General features: G+C 73.9%; 13 protein-coding genes. All 13 read left to right on the top strand.

Features of this window, described 5'->3' with window-relative positions:
* Window positions 1-22: 22 nt before the first annotated feature.
* Window positions 23-328, top strand: a complete 306-nt coding sequence (locus tag ACGF5G_RS17665; protein ID WP_393263809.1) for a hypothetical protein — start codon at window positions 23-25, stop codon at window positions 326-328.
* A complete protein-coding gene (alaS, locus tag ACGF5G_RS17660; protein ID WP_393263807.1) occupies window positions 325-3,003 on the top strand; it encodes an alanine--tRNA ligase in 2,679 nt (892 codons plus the stop codon). Before ACGF5G_RS17665 ends, alaS begins: the two co-directional genes overlap by 4 nt.
* Window positions 3,004-3,076: 73 nt before the next feature.
* Window positions 3,077-3,538 carry a Holliday junction resolvase RuvX gene (ruvX, locus tag ACGF5G_RS17655; RefSeq protein WP_350708988.1) on the top strand — a complete coding sequence of 154 codons (462 nt, stop codon included), beginning with the start codon at window positions 3,077-3,079 and terminating at the stop codon, window positions 3,536-3,538.
* Entirely contained in the window at window positions 3,535-4,734 is a 1,200-nt protein-coding gene (gene mltG / locus ACGF5G_RS17650; RefSeq protein WP_393263805.1) for an endolytic transglycosylase MltG, read from the top strand. The genes ruvX and mltG overlap by 4 nt, the downstream gene beginning before the upstream one ends.
* On the top strand, window positions 4,734-5,558 hold the full coding sequence (locus ACGF5G_RS17645; protein ID WP_393263803.1) for a shikimate dehydrogenase: 825 nt from the start codon (window positions 4,734-4,736) through the stop codon (window positions 5,556-5,558). The genes mltG and ACGF5G_RS17645 overlap by 1 nt, the downstream gene beginning before the upstream one ends.
* Window positions 5,559-5,711: 153 nt before the next feature.
* Window positions 5,712-7,412: a glycosyl hydrolase gene (locus ACGF5G_RS17640; RefSeq protein ID WP_393263801.1), complete on the top strand. Its 1,701-nt coding sequence runs from the start codon at window positions 5,712-5,714 to the stop codon at window positions 7,410-7,412.
* Between the two features lie 212 nt (window positions 7,413-7,624).
* Window positions 7,625-9,556, top strand: coding sequence for a hypothetical protein (locus tag ACGF5G_RS17635; RefSeq protein WP_393263852.1), 1,932 nt, complete (start codon window positions 7,625-7,627; stop codon window positions 9,554-9,556).
* Between the two features lie 92 nt (window positions 9,557-9,648).
* Entirely contained in the window at window positions 9,649-10,200 is a 552-nt protein-coding gene (locus ACGF5G_RS17630; RefSeq protein WP_393263799.1) for an acyltransferase, read from the top strand.
* Window positions 10,193-11,803 carry a lipopolysaccharide biosynthesis protein gene (locus ACGF5G_RS17625; protein WP_393263797.1) on the top strand — a complete coding sequence of 537 codons (1,611 nt, stop codon included), beginning with the start codon at window positions 10,193-10,195 and terminating at the stop codon, window positions 11,801-11,803. Before ACGF5G_RS17630 ends, ACGF5G_RS17625 begins: the two co-directional genes overlap by 8 nt.
* Window positions 11,804-11,806: 3 nt before the next feature.
* Window positions 11,807-13,159: an O-antigen ligase family protein gene (locus tag ACGF5G_RS17620; RefSeq protein ID WP_393263795.1), complete on the top strand. Its 1,353-nt coding sequence runs from the start codon at window positions 11,807-11,809 to the stop codon at window positions 13,157-13,159.
* Entirely contained in the window at window positions 13,156-14,754 is a 1,599-nt protein-coding gene (locus tag ACGF5G_RS17615; RefSeq protein ID WP_393263794.1) for a lipopolysaccharide biosynthesis protein, read from the top strand. The genes ACGF5G_RS17620 and ACGF5G_RS17615 overlap by 4 nt, the downstream gene beginning before the upstream one ends.
* Before the next feature lie 8 nt (window positions 14,755-14,762).
* Complete coding sequence (locus ACGF5G_RS17610) at window positions 14,763-15,665, top strand: sulfotransferase domain-containing protein (RefSeq protein ID WP_393263850.1); 903 nt, start codon at window positions 14,763-14,765, stop codon at window positions 15,663-15,665.
* A complete protein-coding gene (locus tag ACGF5G_RS17605) occupies window positions 15,662-16,936 on the top strand; it encodes a hypothetical protein (protein ID WP_393263792.1) in 1,275 nt (424 codons plus the stop codon). The genes ACGF5G_RS17610 and ACGF5G_RS17605 overlap by 4 nt, the downstream gene beginning before the upstream one ends.
* The last annotated feature ends 11 nt before the right edge of the window (window positions 16,937-16,947 follow it).

Genomic DNA, 16,947 nt, shown 5'->3' with positions numbered 1-16,947 from the left:
GCACGACCAGGAGGGCTGGGGAATGAGGCGCTTGTTCTGGCTCGGCATCGGGTTGGCCGTCGGCGTGGTCGTGGTCCGCAAGGCGACCCGCACCGCGCAGTCGTACACCCCGGCCGGCATCGCCAGCACGTTGTCCGAATCCGCTGGCGGGCTGGCGGAGTCGCTGCGTAGCTTCGTGGAGGACGTCCGGATCGGGATGGCCGAGCGCGAGCAGGAGATCCACGAGGCGTTCGCCCAGGGCGAGGCGTTCGACGACCAGTTCGCCGAGTTGCGGGAGGACCCGCGCGTCGGCGACCGAGAAATCTTTCCGGAGGAACACCAGCGATGAAGACGGCGGAGATCAAGCGGCGGTACCTCGCCCACTTCGAGGCGAACGGCCATGCCGTGGTGCCGTCCGCTCCGCTGCCCGCCATCAGCGACCCGAACCTGCTGTTCGTCAACGCCGGCATGGTGCAGTTCGTCCCCTACTTCCTTGGGCAGCAGACCCCGCCGTACCGGCGGGCCGTCAGCGTGCAGAAGTGCATCCGCACGCCGGACATCGACGAGGTCGGCAAGACCAGCCGGCACGGCACGTTCTTCCAGATGAACGGCAACTTCTCCTTCGGTGACTACTTCAAGGACGGGGCGATCCCGCTCGCCTGGGACCTGGTCACCAAGTCGCAGGAGCAGGGCGGGTTCGGCCTCGACCCGGAGCGGATCTGGCCGACGGTCTACCTGGACGACGACGAGGCGTACGACATCTGGCGCTCCGTGGGCGTGCCCGCCCAGCGGATCGTGCGTCGGGGCAAGGCGGACAACTTCTGGTCGATGGGCATCCCCGGCCCGTGCGGCCCGTGCTCCGAGCTGTTCTACGACCGCGGCCCGGAGTACGGCCGCGAGGGCGGCCCGGCGGTCGACGAGGACCGCTACATGGAGTTCTGGAACCTCGTCTTCATGCAGTTCGAGCGGGGCCCGGGCACCGGCAAGGAGGACTACCCGATCCTCGGCGACCTGCCGGCAAAGAACATCGACACGGGCATGGGCCTGGAGCGGATGGCGTCCATCCTCCAGGGCGTCGACAACCTCTACGAGATCGACGAGGTCCGGCCGATCCTCGACAAGGCCGCCGAGCTGACCGGCAAGCGCTACGGCGCCCGCTCCGGCCACGTCGCCAGCGAGTCGCACCCGGACGACGTCCGGCTGCGGGTGATCGCCGACCACGTGCGTACCGCGCTGATGCTGATCGGCGACGGGGTCACCCCGAGCAACGAGGGGCGCGGCTACGTGCTGCGGCGCATCATGCGCCGGGCGATCCGGGCCGTGCGGCTGCTCGGCTGGCAGGAGCGGGCGCTGCCCGAGCTGCTGCCCGTGGCCCGGGACTGCATGTCCCCGTCGTACCCGGAGCTGGCCGCCGACTTCGACCGGATCGCCGACTACGCGTACGCGGAGGAGGACGCGTTCCTGTCCACCCTGCGCGCCGGCACGACGATCCTGGACACGGCGATCGCCGAGACCCGGACGGCCGGCAAGCAGGCGCTCTCCGGTGAGAAGGCGTTCCAGCTGCACGACACGTACGGCTTCCCGATCGACCTGACCCTGGAGATCGCGGCCGAGCAGGGCCTCCAGGTCGACGCCGAGGGCTTCCGCCGGCTGATGGCCGACCAGCGGGCCCGGGCCAAGGCCGACGCCCAGGCGCGCAAGACCGGGCACACCGACCTGTCGGCGTACCGGTCGGTGCTCGACTCGGGCGGGCCGGTGACGTTCACCGGCTACAGCGAGGTGTCCCGGGAGTCGACGGTGCGGGCGGTGCTCGGCGTCGACGGCCCCCGCCAGGCGGCGGTCGAGGGCGACACTGTCGAGCTGGTGCTCGACGCCACCCCGTTCTACGCCGAGGGCGGCGGGCAGCAGCCCGACCTGGGCATGATCACGGTCGGCGGCGGCCAGGTCGAGGTGCTCGACGTGCAGCAGCCGGTGCCCGGCCTGATCGTGCACCGCGCCCGGGTGGTCCGGGGCGAGGTGCGGGCGGGGGAGACCGGCTACGCGGAGATCGACACCACCCGCCGGCGGGCCATCTCCCGGTCGCACACCGCGACCCACCTGGTGCACCAGACCATGCGCAACTTCCTCGGCGAGTCCGCGACCCAGGCCGGTTCGCTGAACGCCCCCGGGCGGCTGCGCTTCGACTTCAACACCCCCACCGGGGTGGCGCCGAGCGTGCTGCGCGACGTCGAGCAGCAGGTCAACGAGGTGCTCCTCGCCGACCTGGAGGTGCACGCCTTCGTCACCTCCCTGGAGGAGGCACGGCGGATCGGCGCGATGGCGCTGTTCGGCGAGAAGTACGGCGAGGAGGTGCGGGTCGTCGAGGTCGGCGACTACGCCCGGGAGCTGTGCGGCGGTACCCACGTCGCCCGCTCGGGCCAGCTCGGCCTGGTCAAGATCCTCTCCGAGTCGTCGATCGGCTCCGGGGTGCGCCGGGTCGAGGCGCTGGTCGGCATGGACGCCTTCCACTTCCTGGCCCGCGAGCACCTGCTGGTGTCCCGCCTCGCCGAGCTGTACCGGGTGCCCAACGACCAGGTCGCCGACCGGGTCGAGCAGACCGTGACGCAGCTGCGCGACGCCGAGAAGGAGCTGGAGAAGCTGCGCGCCCAGCTCGTGCTCGGCGGCGCGGCGGCGCTGGCGGCGCAGGCGAAGGACGTGCGCGGGGTCGCGTACGTGGGCACCGAGGCGCCGGAGGGCGCGGCCGGCAACGACGTGCGGACGCTCGCCCAGGAGATCCGGGGCAAGATCGACCCGGCGCGGCCGGCGGTCGTCGCGGTGGCGGCCCGGGCAGGAGGCAAGGCGTCCCTGGTGGTCGCGGTGAACCCGGCCGCCCGCAGCCGGGGCCTGTCCGCCTCCGACCTGGTCAAGGCGGCCTTCTCCGGGCGCGGGGGCGGCAGCCCCGACCTGGCCCAGGGCGGCGGCCTGCCGGCGGCGGAAGCGCCCAACCTGCTGCTCACGGTCGAGAAGGCGATCGCCGAGGCGTGATGCGAGACCGCAGCGACCAGGGCGGACCGGAATGGTCCGTCCTGGTTCGCCGTTTCTGGGGGAGTTACCGACGGTGAGCGAGTTGTCCCACGGCGTCCGGCTCGGCGTGGACGTCGGTCAGGTCCGGGTGGGGGTGTCGCGCTCCGACCCGCACGGGGTGCTGGCCACCCCGCTGGTCACCCTCGCCCGCGACCTCACGGCGGGCCCGGACGCGGTGCCGAGCGACATCGCCGAGCTCGCCGCGCTGGTGGCCGAGCACGAGGCGGTCGAGGTCGTCGTCGGCCTTCCGGTCAATCTCGCCGGCAAGCACGGTCCGGCGGCCGTCCACGCGAAGGCGTACGCTGACCGACTGGCCGATGTAATAGCGCCCGTTCCGGTGGCGCTCACCGACGAGAGGATGTCCACGGTCGTGGCGTCTCGTAGGCTTGCCGAGCGTGGTGTCCGGGGGAAACGGCAACGGGCGGTGGTCGACCAGGCTGCCGCGGTGGAGATTCTGCAGAGCTGGCTGGACGCGCAGCGGAGGCGGACACGATGATCGACGATCTGGACCTCGGGTTCGACGAGCAGGAGCGGGGGGAGAAGGGCAAACACCGTCGCAGCGCCATGCGTAAGCGCGACGGGCGCTCCGGCGGCGGGCGGGGCAAGACCGTCCTGGCGCTGCTGCTCGCCCTGGTCCTGCTGGGCGGGATCGGGGGCGGCGCCTTCTACGGCTTCGACCGGATCCAGGGCTACTTCGTCACGCCCGACTACGACGGCGCGGGCACCGGCGAGGTGACCGTCGAGATCAAGCAGGGCGCGCTGATCGCCGACATGGCCGACGCGCTGGTCGCCGCCGACGTGGTGAAGAGCGCCAAGGCGTTCATCGAGGCCGCCGAGGCCAACTCGCGCAGCAAGAACATCCAGCCCGGCACCTACAAGCTGCGCAAGCAGATGAGCGGCGAGAGCGCGGTCACCGCGATGCTCGACCTGAAGAACCGGATCGTCAACGGGGTCACCATCCCGGAGGGCCGGACGGCGAAGAACGTATACCAGTTGCTCTCCAAGGAGACCAAGATCCCGGTGAAGGACTTCGAGGCGGCGGCGAAGGACCCGCTCGCGCTCGGCGTGCCGGACTGGTGGTTCAAGCGCACCGACGGCAAGAAGGTCAAGCCGTCGATCGAGGGCTTCCTCTACCCCGACACCTACGAGATCCCGCCGAAGGCAACCGCCGAGACCATCTTGAAGCTGATGGTCGAGAACTTCCTCGCCGTCACCGGGGAGATGCAGTTCGCCGACCGGGTGCAGAAGGAGCGCGGCGGCATCAGCCCGTACGAGGCGCTGATCGTCGCGTCGCTGGCCCAGGCCGAGGCCGGCAACAAGGACGACCTGGGCAAGGTCGCCCGGGTGGCCTACAACCGGGTCTTCGGCGAGTTTCCCTGCAACTGCCTGGAGATGGACGTCACGGTCAACTACTACCTCGAGCTGACCGGCCAGGACACCAAGACCTCCGCCCAGATGACCGAGGAGGAGTTGCTCGACACCAAGAACCCGTACAGCCGCAAGCTGCGGGGCTTGGTGCCCACCCCGATCAACAACCCGGGCAAGCAGGCCATGGAGGGCGCGATGGACCCGCCGGACGGCAAGTGGCTCTTCTTCGTGGCGATCGACAAGCAGGGGCACTCGGCCTTCGCGGAGACGATCGCGGAGCACGAGCGGAACAAGGTCAAGGCCAAGGAGGCCGGGGTCATCTGATGATGGCTGTACGGCGGGCGGGGGTGCTCGGGAAGCCCATCGCGCACTCTCTCTCCCCGGTGATCCACAACGCCGGCTATGCGGCGGCGGGGCTGACCGGGTGGTCGTACACCCGGATCGAGTGCGCGGCGGCGGAGCTGCCGGACGTGGTCGCCGGCCTCGGCCCGGAGTGGGCCGGGCTGTCGGTGACGATGCCGGGCAAGGAGGCGGCGCTCGCGGTGGCCGATGAGGTGTCGCCGGTCGCCGCCGCCGTGGGCGCCGCCAACACGCTGGTACGCAGACCGGACGGCTCCTGGTACGCCGACAACACCGACGTCGTCGGCATGGTCGAGGTGCTCGCCGACGCCGGGGTGCGCCCCGGCGCGACGGTGACGGTGCTGGGCGCGGGCGGCACCGCCCGCGCGGCGGTGGCCGCGGCGGGCCGGCTCGGCGCCCGTGCGGTGACCGTGGTGGCCCGCCGGCCCGAGGCGGTCGAGGAGCTGCGCCCGGTGGCGCGCGCGGTCGACGTGGAGCTGGCCGGCGGGCCCTGGGCCGACGCGGCCGACCGGTGCCGCGCCGACGTGGTGGTCTCGACCGTGCCGAAGGGCGTCGCCGACCCGCTCGCGGAGACCGTCGCCTGGCGGCCGGAGACGGTGCTCTTCGACGCGCTCTACGACCCGTGGCCGACGCCCCTCGCCGCATCCGCCCAGGCCGCCGGCTGCCGGGTCGTCTCCGGGCTCGACCTGCTCCTGGCCCAGGCGGTCGGCCAGTTCGAGCACTTCACGGGCGTCGCCGCGCCCCGGGCGGCGATGGCCGCCGCGCTGGCCGCCGCCCGCGCCGCCTGACCGTCCCCGCCGGAGGGGATCGTCCCCTGTGGTTCTCCAGGGCATCCTTAGGCGACGGTTAAGACGCGCTTACGTCCCGCTGTCCTGCCCACGTCACGTGGCGGTCGTGGATACGCTGCTGAGCGTCACCGCCCGAGACACAGGGAGTGTTCCTTGAGCAGGCACGGACTGCACCGCCGCACCCGGCACCACGGCCCACGGCGCAAGGCCGTGCTGCTCGGCGTCGTCGGCGCCACCGTGGTCGCCGGCATCGCCGCCACCACGGTGCCGCTGCTGGCGGCCGACGACGTGTCGATCCGGGCGACGGCGGACACCACGGCGACGACGGTGCCGCAGGACGGCGACAACGGTGCGAAGACCACGCTGGTGACCTGCGCCGCCCGCTGCGACGGCAACCCGCGCGGGGCCCGGGAGGCGGTCATCCGGTTCGCGGTGACCAGTCTGCCGGCGTCCGCCGTCAACATCAGGGCCACGCTGCGGGTGCACGCCTGGCAGAAGTTCCCCGCGACGGTGACCGCGCACGCGTCCGCCGCCGACGCCGGCGCGGCGCGCCCGGCGCCGACGCCGCCGGGCCCGGCCCTGGACGCTGTGTCCCCGGTGGCGGCGGGCTTCAACGAGTGGGACGTCTCGGCCCTGGTCAGGGGGAACGGCACCTGGACGGTCTCGCTGGCCCAGACCGGCCTGGAAACGCGGATCTACTGGGCGTCGACGGAGAACAGTAACCCCGACCTGCGCCCGCGCCTGGAGATCCGCTACGACGTCGGCACTTCGCCCACGCCGGCGGTCACCAGCGCCGCGCCCTCGCCGAGCCGGACGGTGGCGCCCACGCCCGCGCCACGGCCGACCCCCAGCGCCAGCCCGACCCGTGCCACGCCCCGCCCGTCGGCGAGCCCGTCCGGCGGCACCGGGCGGTGCGGCGAGGTGTCGGGCAAGCTGGTCCCCTCGTGCGGCGCCTGGTGGGGGATGTACTCCCCGGCCGGCGCGGCCGACGGGTGGAACCACGGGGCGGCGGTCGCCGAGGTGGAGGCGCAGGTCGGGCGGAAGTTCGACATCGTGCACCGCTATCACGACTTCTCCGGCACCGGCAGCAACGGCGCGTTCCCGGACGCCTACCAGCGACAGCAGATGCGCGAGGGCCGGCTGATGTTCTTCGCCTGGGAGTCCCGCGTCTTCTCCTCCGGCACCGTGTTGACCTGGCGAGACGTCTACAGTGGCCGGTACGACGCCACCATCGACGCGGTCGCCGGGCGGATCCGCGACACCGGCGTGCCGGTCTTCATGGGCTTCGACCACGAGCCGGAGGACGAGCCGGCGAAGGGCAGCGACGCCGACTTCGTCCGCGCCTGGCGGCACGTGCACGACCGGTTCGCCGCGGCGGGCGCCCACAACGCCGTCTGGGTGTGGACGATGATGGGCTGGTCCGGCCACTACGACCGGTACGCCGCCCTCTACCCCGGCGACCGGTACGTCGACTGGGTGGGCTACGACCCGTACAACTTCCACGTCTGCAACGGCAGCACGGTGTGGAAGAGCCCCGCCACCACCATCGGCGGCTTCTACCGCTGGCTGGACGAGCACCGCCTCGGCGTCGGCAAGCCGCGGATGCTCGCCGAGTTCGGCACCAACTTCAACGCGGCCGACCCGGACGCCAAGCGGCGCTGGTTCGAGGAGTTCCCGGCGGCGCTCAGGGCGCACCCGAAGATCAAGGCCGCGATCTACTTCAACTCCGCCGGGATGACCCGCCGGACGAGCACGTGCGACATGACGATGAACCACGACGCCTCGGCGGTGGCCGGGTTCACCCGCGCCGGTCGCGACAGCTACCTGCGGCAGCCCACCGGAGGGAGCCGCTGACCGTCGGCACAGGCCGGCGGACGACCGGATGAGTCGGACATCCGACAGAACACACGGTCTGTCGCTTGCGGAGGCACTGACCGCCCAATCGGCGGATATCGCCGAGCGGGGTGGGCGAGGCACGCTACGCGGGTCTTCTTCCACCTTGGAGGCGTAGCGTGCCCGAAATCCCGCGCTTCCGGCGATCCGCCGGATTCCGCACCCGGGCGGGGGTGGTCGCGCTGGTGACCGTCGCCGCCGTGCTGGCCGTCCCCACCGGGACCTCCGCCGCCGTGGTGCCGGCCCCCGAACCGGCGACCCTGGTCTCGGCGAACCCCGCCGACGCCACCCCCCACGCCAGGGACGGCGAGACCCGCGCCTTCGCGCAGGTCGGCTCCATGGTGTACGTCGGCGGCAGCTTCACCCAGATCCGGCAGACCGCCAGCGCGGCGTGGACGACACAGCGCTACCTCTTCGCGTACGACCGGGCCACCGGGACGATCTCGACCGCCTTCCTGCCGGTGCTCGACGGCGCGGTCAACACGCTCGTCGCCGGGCCCAACGGGACGCTGATCGTCGGCGGCGCGTTCAAGACCGTCAACGGCGTCTCGCGTAAGAACCTGGTGGCGCTCAACCCGGCCACCGGCGCGATCGTCGACAGCTGGGTCGGCCGCTCCGACGGCGGCACCGTCCGCGACCTGGCCCTGCACGGCAACCACCTCTACGTGGCCGGCGCGTTCAACTGGCTCAACGGCACCGCGCACGCCGGCCTGGGTCGGCTCGACGCCACCACCGGCGCGATCGACCCGACCTTCAACGTCAACGCCACCGTCGGGCGCCACGACACCACCCCGTACGTCTGGACCATCGACGTCGCCCCCGACGGCGCCACCCTGGCCGTCGGCGGCAACTTCATGTATGTCAACGGCCTGCCGCGCAACCAGTTGGCGCTGGTCGACCTCTCCGGCACGCCGACCCTGCTCGACTGGAGCACCGAGAAGTTCGTGCCGCCGTGCGCGGCGCCGGCGACCTTCGTGCACTACGTGCAGGACGTCAAGTTCGGCGCCGACAGCAGCTGGTTCGTGGTCGGCACCAACGGCGGCGCGGGCTGGCCGGCCGCGTACTGCGACGCGTTGGTGCGGTTCGAGACCGCCGCCCGGGGCGCCGGCCAGCTCGGCACCTGGGTCGACTACACCGGCAACGACACCATCACCTCCGTCGAGGTCGCCGACAACGTCATCTACCTCGGCGGGCACTTCCGCTGGCTGAATAACCCGAACGCCAGCGACCGGGCCGGCGACGGCGCGATCGACCGGCTCGGCATCGCCGCCGTCACCCCGGCCACCGGCATGCCGGTGAACTGGAACCCCCGCCGCAGCGGCAGCGCGTCGATGCCGGCCGGCACCAGCAACTGGGGCTCGTCGGTGCCGGTGCTCTGGCGCGGCAGCGACGGCCTCTACTTCGGCCACAACTCCGACGGCATGGGCAACGAGTACCACGGCCGGCTCGGCATGTTCCCGCTGGCCGGCGGGCGCACCATCACCCCGAAGAACGCGCCGACCGCGACCGCCGGCAACCTCTACGTCGGCACCGGGCCCGGCGAGCTGGCGAAGGTCCCGTTCGACGGCACCGCCGTCGGCGCCCCGACCACGGTCAGCCAGCCGAACTACACGGCGGCCGGCGCCACCTGGCGGGTCGCCGACCGGATCTACTGGTCGCACACGGTCGCCGGCACCCCCACCGGCAGCCGGATCGACATCTCGATGTTCAACGGCGGCGCGATCGGCGTGCCGTGGGAGGCGTCCGGCTACAACGACTGGTTCAACCCGGCGGCGATGACCGGCGCGTTCTATCTCGACGGTCGCCTGTACTACACCCGGTCGGGCGCCAGCGGCCTCTACTACCGCTACTTCGAGATCGACGGCAACTACCTCGGCGCCACCGAGTTCACCCTGCCGACCACCGGGGTCACCTGGTCGACCGTGCGCGGCATGGCGTGGGTGGCCGGGAAGATCGTGTACGGCGCCACCGACGGGACGCTGCGCAGCGTGCCGTTCGACCCGACGGCCGCCCCGGCGGTCGACGGGACGGCGGCGACCGTCGTCGCTCCGGCGGCGGCCGGTGTGACCTGGTCCACCCCGTCGACGTTCTTCTCCGTGCAGTGAGGGTCAACAGTTCGTAACGGACATCGGTAGATTGTTCACGTTGGGCCGGCGACGGATCAGCCGTCGCCGGCCCCGCGACGTAGGGAGGGTCGTTGGTCGGCGCGGGTGGCATCCGCCGAGGGCTCCCGGTGCGGGTCGTCTTCGCGGTCAAGCGCGGCTGGTACCGGCTGCGCTACCCCCGGCTGACCCTCGGCCGGGGCGTCGAGATCCGCGGCCGGATCCGCCTGCGCCGGGGCGTGCGGGTGAGCATCGGCGACCGCACCCGGGTGAACAAGCTGGTCCGCTTCGCCGGCCCCGGCGAGGTGACGGTCGGCGCCGACTGCCTGCTGAACGCCACCTGGATCGGCACCTGGACGTCGGTCACGATCGGCGACCGGTGCCTGCTCTCGGACTGCGAGCTGCTGGACAACGACTTCCACAACCTGCCGCCCGAGCAGCGGCACGACCCACCCGTCCCGGCCACCCGCGCCCCGATCACGATCGAGGACAACGTGTGGATCGGGGCGCACGCCCTGGTGATGAAGGGCGTGCGGATCGGCCGGGACAGTGTCGTGGGCGCCGCCACGGTGGTCCGCACGGACGTGCCGCCGCGGGTCGTGGTCGCCGGAAATCCACAACAGACGGTGAAGAAGTTCCATGACTGATGTTCCTCCCGCTTCCTGGTCCGCCGGCGTCCCCACCGGTGGCGGGGCGGGCCGCACCGTCACGCTGACCGACCTGCTCCGCGTCCCGCTGCACCGGATCCGGCTGGTGGCGGCCGTCGCCGCGGTCGGCCTGGCCGCCGCGCTCGGCTACGTGCTCCTCGTCCCCGCCGCGGTGACCGCCAGCGCGGTCGTGGCGGTCCGCCCCGTCGTCACGGACGCGTTCACCCCCAGCGGGGCCAACGCCGAGCGGGCGGTGAACATGAACGTGGAGAGCGGCATCGCCACCGGCACCGAGGTGGTGCAGCGGCTCGCCGACGCCGGCGGGCTGGACCCGCGCGAGGTGCGCGACGCCCTGGAGGTGGAGGTGCCCACCGGCGGGCAGATCCTGCGCTTCGTCTACTCGGCCCCCACGGCCGAGCAGGCGGTGGAGAGTGTCAACCTGGCCGCCCGGGCCTACCTGGACGTGCGCCGGGCGATGTACGAGAAGCAGCGGGCGGAGATGCTGCGCTCGTACGACGAGAGCATCAGCAAGGTGGCCGCCCAGCAGGCCGCCCTGCAGAAGCGGGTCAACAACGCCCGGGAGGGCGCCGTCGACGCGGCGGTGACCGAGCTGGCCGGCATCAACAACCAGCTCACCCAGCTCAACGCGGCGCGTACGGAGATCGCCGCCGTCGACGTCAGCCCCGGCTGGGTCACCCAGACCGCCGAGCGGGCCCTGGCCTCCTCCGCCGGGAACCGCCCGCTCTACGTGCTCGCCGGCCTGCTCGGCGGGACGCTGCTCGGCGTGGTGCTGGCGTACGCCTGGGAGTCCGTCGACCGGCGGATCCGGTCGGTGGACGACGGGCGCGACGCCACCGGCCTGCCGCTGCTCGGCACGGTGCGCAGCCGCGGGTGGCGCGGTCGCAAGGAGGCGGTCGACGCCGACATCCGGTACGTGGCGATGGCCATCGCCGAGCGGGTGCGCCAGCCCGCCCGGGTGTCGCTGCTGACCTCCCGCGAGGAGGACGCGACGGCCATCACCGCCGGGCTGGCGGTGGCCCTGGCGGCGGTCGGCCGGGAGGTCTTCGTCGCCGACGACAGCGGCCGCGCCGACCGGCTGCGCGACACGGTGCTCGCCGACCGGGAGCGGCTGCCCGCCGCGGCCGACCCGTCCCGTCCCGCCGTCCCCAAGCCCCGCCCGGCCGGCTCCGCGGACGCGGCAGCCGGCGACGCGTCCCCGCCGGCGGCCCGCCGCCCGTCGCCGCACCCGCCCGGCGCGCGCCCGTCCACCGACCCGGACGCCACGCTCACCCTGCCCCGGGTCGCCTCCTCGGCGAGCGGAGTGAACAGCCGGGTGACGGGCGCCGACCCGGTGACCGTGGGCGCGGGCAGCGTCCGGTTCGGCACCTGGCGGCAGGGCGCCGACCACAGCCTCGTGCTGTTCAACGCCCCGCCAGCCGAGTCCGACGAGCGCGGTGTCGCCGTCGCCCGGCAGGGCACGGCGGTGGTGGTGGTCGAGCGCGACCGCACCCGGCAGAACGACCTGCGCCGGCTCGTGGAGCGGCTGCGCGCCGCCGGGGTCACCCCGCTCGGCTTCGTGCTGACCCGCAGCGGCCGGGGCTGACCCGTGCCCGTCACCCGCGCGCCGGCCACGAGCGAGCCGGCCGGCGGCCCGGACGGCGCCGCCCCGCCGCCGCAGCCGCCGGCTCCGCCCCGGCTGCCGCTGTGGCCGCTGGCGGCGATGTTCGGCCTGGTGCCGCTCTGGTGGCTGACCGGCGCGTTCTATCTCGGCTGGCCGTTGCTCGGCGCGCTGCTGTTCGCGCTGCTGGTGATCCGGGGGCGGGTGCCGCTGCCCCCGGCCGCCGGGATCTGGCTGCTGTTCCTGGCCGTCGTCCTGGTCAGCGCCACCCAGCTCCAGTCGCCGGCCTCGGTGCTGACCTTCGGCCTGCGGCTCGCCTTCTACGTCACCGCGCTCGTGGTCGGCGTCTACGTCTACGCGGTCGCCCGGGAACGCGCCGACCTTGTCCCGGTGCTCGTGCCGCTCTGCGCGTTCTGGTTCGCGCTGGTCGCGCTCGGCTGGCTGGGCGTGCTGGCGCCCCGGTTCGCGCTGACCACCCCGGTGGAGGTGCTGCTCCCGGGCGGCGTGGCCGGTAACCCGTTCATCCGGGACATGGTCCACCTGAGCACCGCCGAGTACAGCGAGCGGTCACTGAACCCGATCTACCGGCCGGCCGCGCCGTTCGCGTACACGAACAACTTCGGCAGCGCGTACGCGATGACCCTGCCCTGCGTGGTCGCCTTCACCATGCTGCGCCGGCGCGGCGCGCTGCGCTGGGCGCTGCTGGCGTCGCTGCCGCTGTCGCTGGTCCCGGCCTTCCTCACGCTCAACCGGGCGATGTTCCTCAGCATCGGCGCCGGCCTCGCCGTGCTCGGCGTCCGGGCCGCCCTGCGCGGCAACGTCCGGGTGGCCGCGTCGATCGTCGGCGTGGTGGTCATCGGCGGCGTCGCCACCCTGTTCATCCCGATCGCCGAGCTGATCGGCAACCGCGTCGAGTCCAGCGACACGAACACCGACCGGCTCTCGCTCTACGTCGAGGTGATCCGCCGGGTGAAGGAGTCGCCGTGGCTCGGCTACGGCGCGCCGGTCAACGTGGACACCGTCACGGCCCAGGCGCCCATCGGCACCCAGGGGCAGCTGTGGATGGTGCTGTTCAGCCACGGCGCCCCCGCGCTGCTGTGCTTTCTCGCCTGGTTCGTCGTCGCCGCGTTGAGCTGTGCCCGCGCCACCTCGGCCGCCGGGCAGTGGCTGTCCGTGGTGCCGGTGATCTGCCTGGTGCAGATCCCGTTCTACGGCATGGCCAACCAGAACCTCGCGGTCGCCTTCTTCGCCGTCGCCTTCGCGATGGTGCTCACCGAGCGGGAGGCGTCCGCCCGACCGCACCACCTCCGCCCGGTCGGCCCGAAGGCGGTGCCGGCATGACCGCCGCCACCCGCCCGCCGGCCGGCGCCGCAGCCTCCGCCGGCGCGCCGGCCGACGACACGGAGACCCGGCGCAGCGCCCGCAGCGGGGCCGCCGGGCTGGTCGGCGCGGCCACCAGTGGCCTCTTCGGCTTCCTGCTCGCGGTCGTCATCACCCGCGGCTACGGCACGGTCGGCTCCGGCGCGTTCTTCGCCGCGATCGGCGTGGTCACCGTCGCCACCGCCGTCTGCACCCTCGGCGCCGAGACCGGGCTGATGTGGGCGCTGCCCCGCCGCCGTTCCGGCGCCGGCGGCGACGCCGCCCGGGTGCTGCCGGTGGCGCTGTTGCCGCCGCTGCTGGCCGCGGTCCTCGTCGCCGTGGCCGGGGTGCTCGCCGCGGACGCGCTCGCCCCGCGCCTGCTCGACGGATCCGACGCCGACGGTGCGGCCCTGCTGGCGGTCAGTTTCGCCGCGGTGCCGGTGGTGGTGGCGATGACGCTGCTGCTCGCCGCGCTGCGCTGCGTCCGCCCCATCCGGGCGTACGTCGGGGTGCAGTTCTTCCTGCTGCCGGTGGCGCGGCCGGTGCTGGTCGGCGCGGCGGTGCTCGCCGGCGGCGGCCTGCTCGCCGGCATGACCGGCTGGCTGGTGCCGGCGACGCTCGCCCTGCTGGCCTGCCTGACACTGGTCGCGGGCCCACTCGGCGTCGGCCGGGGCGCCGCGCTGCGGCCGACGCCCGCCGACTGGTCGGCCTTCTGGCGGTTCGCCCTGCCCCGCGCCGCCTCCGCGGCGATCGACGCCGGCAACATGTGGGTGGGCGTGCTGCTCACCTCGGTGCTGGCCGGCCCGGCCGACGCCGGCGTGTTCGGCGCCGTCGGCCGCTACGTCCTCGCCGGTCAACTGGCCATGCAGGGGCTGCGGGTGGCGGTGTCGCCGCAGCTGTCCCGGCTGCTCGGGCGGGGGGAGCGGGGCGCGGCGGCCGCCGTGCACCGGCAGTTGACCACCTGGGGGCTGGTGCTGTCCTGGCCGGTCTACCTGCTGCTCGCCGTCTTCGGCCTGGCGTTCCTCCAGCTCTTCGGGCCGGAGTTCACCGCCGGCGCCCACGCGATGACCGTGCTCGCGCTGGCCATGCTGGTCAACACCGGGGTCGGCAACGTGCAGAGCCTGCTGCTCATGGGCGGTCGCAGCGGCCTGCACCTGGCCGCCACGCTGGCCGGGCTGCTGGTCACCGTCTCCCTCGGCCTGTGGCTGATCCCGGCGCACGGCGCGACCGGCGCGGCCCTGGCCTGGGCGCTCGGCATCGCCACCGAGAACCTCACCGCGGCATGCTGCGCCCGGGTCGTGGTCGGCCAGCCACTGGTCGACGCGGCGATGCTGCGGGCCGGGGCGGCCACCGTCGCCGGGGTCGGGTTCGCGGCGACGGTCGGGGTGCTGGCCGGCGGGCGGGGGATCGGCGGGCTGGCGGTGGCGGTGGGGGTGCTGGCCGCCGGCTGCGTCGGCTTGCTGACGTTGCCCCGGGTGCGACGCGGCATCCGGGTGACCATGGTGCAGATCCGTGGGCGGCGGGAGGCGGCCCCGGCCGCCGCCGGGCCCGCCCCGGAGGAGTCGAAGGGCAGGTGAGGTCCGTCGTGCCGTCCATCCGTGACCGGGTGAAGCAGCTCGTCCCGACGCAGGTGACGAACCGGGTGAAGGAGTCCCTCGTCGACTACGGGGTGCGCACCAGCGACCGGCGGCCGCTGCCGGACTTCCTCATCATCGGCACCAAGCGGGGCGGCACGACGTCGCTGTGGAACTACCTCATCCAGCATCCGCTGGTGCCCCGGCTCTTCCCGGCCTGGAACACGAAGTCCGCGCACTACTTCGAGGAGCACTGGCGGCGCGGCGAGGCCTGGTATCGGTCGCACTTCCCGACGCAGCGGCAGCGGGAGGCGCTGGCGAGGCGGCACGGCGGGCCGGTCCGGGTCGGCGAGGCGGCGCCCTTGTACATGTTCCACCCCCTCGCCGCCCAGCGGGTCGCCGCGCTGATGCCGTCGGTGCGGCTGATCGTGCTGCTGCGCGACCCGGTGGAGCGGGCGTACTCGCACTGGAAGGAACGGCGGACGCACGGCATCGAGCCGCTCGACTTCGCCGCCGCGCTCGCCGCCGAGGAGGAGCGCACGGCGGGGGAGCGGGAGCGGCTGATCGCGGAGCCGGAGTACTTCAGCGAGCCGTACGACTGGTACACCTACCGCGCCCGGGGCCGCTACCTGGAGCACCTGGAGCCGTGGCTGGACCGGTTCGACCGGGAGCAGATCCTCTTCCTGCCCAGCGAGGACCTCTACCGCGACGCCCGGTCCACCTACCGCCGGACGCTGGACTTCCTCGGCCTGCCCCCGCACGACCTGCCCGACTTCAAGGTCTACAACGACCGCCGCTCGGCGCCCCTGGAGCCGGTGGTGCGCGCCGAGCTGACCGAGTACTACCGCCCGTACAACGACGCGTTGCGGCAGCGGCTGGGGCTGGACCTCGACTGGGCGGACCGGGCCGCGTGACGGCGCGGGTCGCCGCGCCGGCCGATCCCCGGTCCCGGACGGACGGGCTGGGCTGGGTCACCCGGGCGGTGTTCGGCGACGAGCGGCTCGCCCTGACCGTGGGCGGCCCCCCGCCGCCCGGCCACCGCGCCGTCGCCCGGTACGCGGTCGTCCCGTCGGTCGCCCGGGCCCGGTTCCTGCTGCCGCTCGGCGCGCCCCGGGCCACGGCCGCCTCGCTGCTGGCGTACAACGCGTTGCGCCCGTCGAAGGTGCGGGCGGTGCGGGCCGCGCTCGGCGGGTTCGCCCGGGTCGGCGCGGTCGACCTGGCCCCGTTCCCGCGGCTCACCGTGTCGCTGCCCGACGGGCTCGCCGCCGACGAGGTGCTGCTGGCGCGGCGGCTGGCCGGCGCGCTCGGCGGCCCGTCGGTGTACGCGGCCTGCGGCGTCCGCCCGCCGGACCCGAACCACAAGCCCACCCTGCAACTGTTCGACCCGGCCGGCCGGCCCCTCGGCTACGCCAAGATCGGCTGGAACGGCGCCACCCGGGCGTTGGTGACCGCCGAGGCGGCGGCCCTGCGCGAGCTGCCGGTGGTGGCCGGGACGCCCGACCACCCGGCGGCGCCCCGGCTGCTGGCCGAGGTGACCGCGGCCGGGCAGGTCATCGCGCTGGTCGAGCCGCTGCCGCCGGAGGTGCGGGGGGTGCCGGCCGGCGATCCGCCGCGGCTGGCGGCGCTGCTCGCGGTGGCCCGCCGGGGCCGCCCGCCGGCCTCGCCGCGCCCGTTGGCCGGGTCGGCCTTCCTGGCCCGGCTCGCCGCCGAGGCGCAGCGCGCCGCCGCCGGCACGCCCGACGGGGCCCGGGCGGTCGCCGCCGTGGCCGCGCTGGCCCGCCGGCACGGGGACACGGCCGTCGAGTTCGGGCACTGGCACGGCGACTGGGTGCCGTGGAACCTGGGCGTGCACGCCGGCCGGCTGGTCGCCTGGGACTGGGAGCACAGCGGGCCGGACGTGCCGCTGGGTTTCGACCTGGCGCACGACGCGTTCCAGCGCGCCCTGGTGCTGCGGGGCGAGTCGGCGGCGACGGCGGCGCGGGCCGTCGACGCGCACCTCGACCACCACGGCGGCGGGCTGGGGCTCGGGCCGGCGGCGCGCCGGCTGGTGGCCGACGGCTACCTGCTGGAGATGTGGCTGCGCACGTGGCGGCTCGCCGATGCCGGCGCGGGCTGGAACGCCGCGCTGCATCCCGCCCTGCTGGACGTCGTCGACAAACGACAGTCGCCCGGTCGTCCTATTTGACCGGCGGAAGA

The sequence above is a fragment of the Micromonospora sp. NPDC047730 genome (assembly GCF_043204765.1).
Lineage (GTDB): Bacteria > Actinomycetota > Actinomycetes > Mycobacteriales > Micromonosporaceae > Micromonospora.
Note: the sequence above shows the minus strand (reverse complement) of the source record. Positions and strands in the feature narration are given on the sequence as shown.

Bases quoted from the DNA above. Each gene is read 5' to 3' on its own strand.
- ACGF5G_RS17665 (WP_393263809.1), top strand. From the start codon at position 23: ATGAGGCGCTTGTTCTGGCTCGGCATCGGGTTGGCCGTCGGCGTGGTC.
- alaS (WP_393263807.1), top strand. From the start codon at position 325: ATGAAGACGGCGGAGATCAAGCGGCGGTACCTCGCCCACTTCGAGGCG.
- mltG (WP_393263805.1), top strand. From the start codon at position 3,535: ATGATCGACGATCTGGACCTCGGGTTCGACGAGCAGGAGCGGGGGGAG.
- ACGF5G_RS17645 (WP_393263803.1), top strand. From the start codon at position 4,734: ATGATGGCTGTACGGCGGGCGGGGGTGCTCGGGAAGCCCATCGCGCAC.
- ACGF5G_RS17625 (WP_393263797.1), top strand. From the start codon at position 10,193: ATGACTGATGTTCCTCCCGCTTCCTGGTCCGCCGGCGTCCCCACCGGT.
- ACGF5G_RS17615 (WP_393263794.1), top strand. From the start codon at position 13,156: ATGACCGCCGCCACCCGCCCGCCGGCCGGCGCCGCAGCCTCCGCCGGC.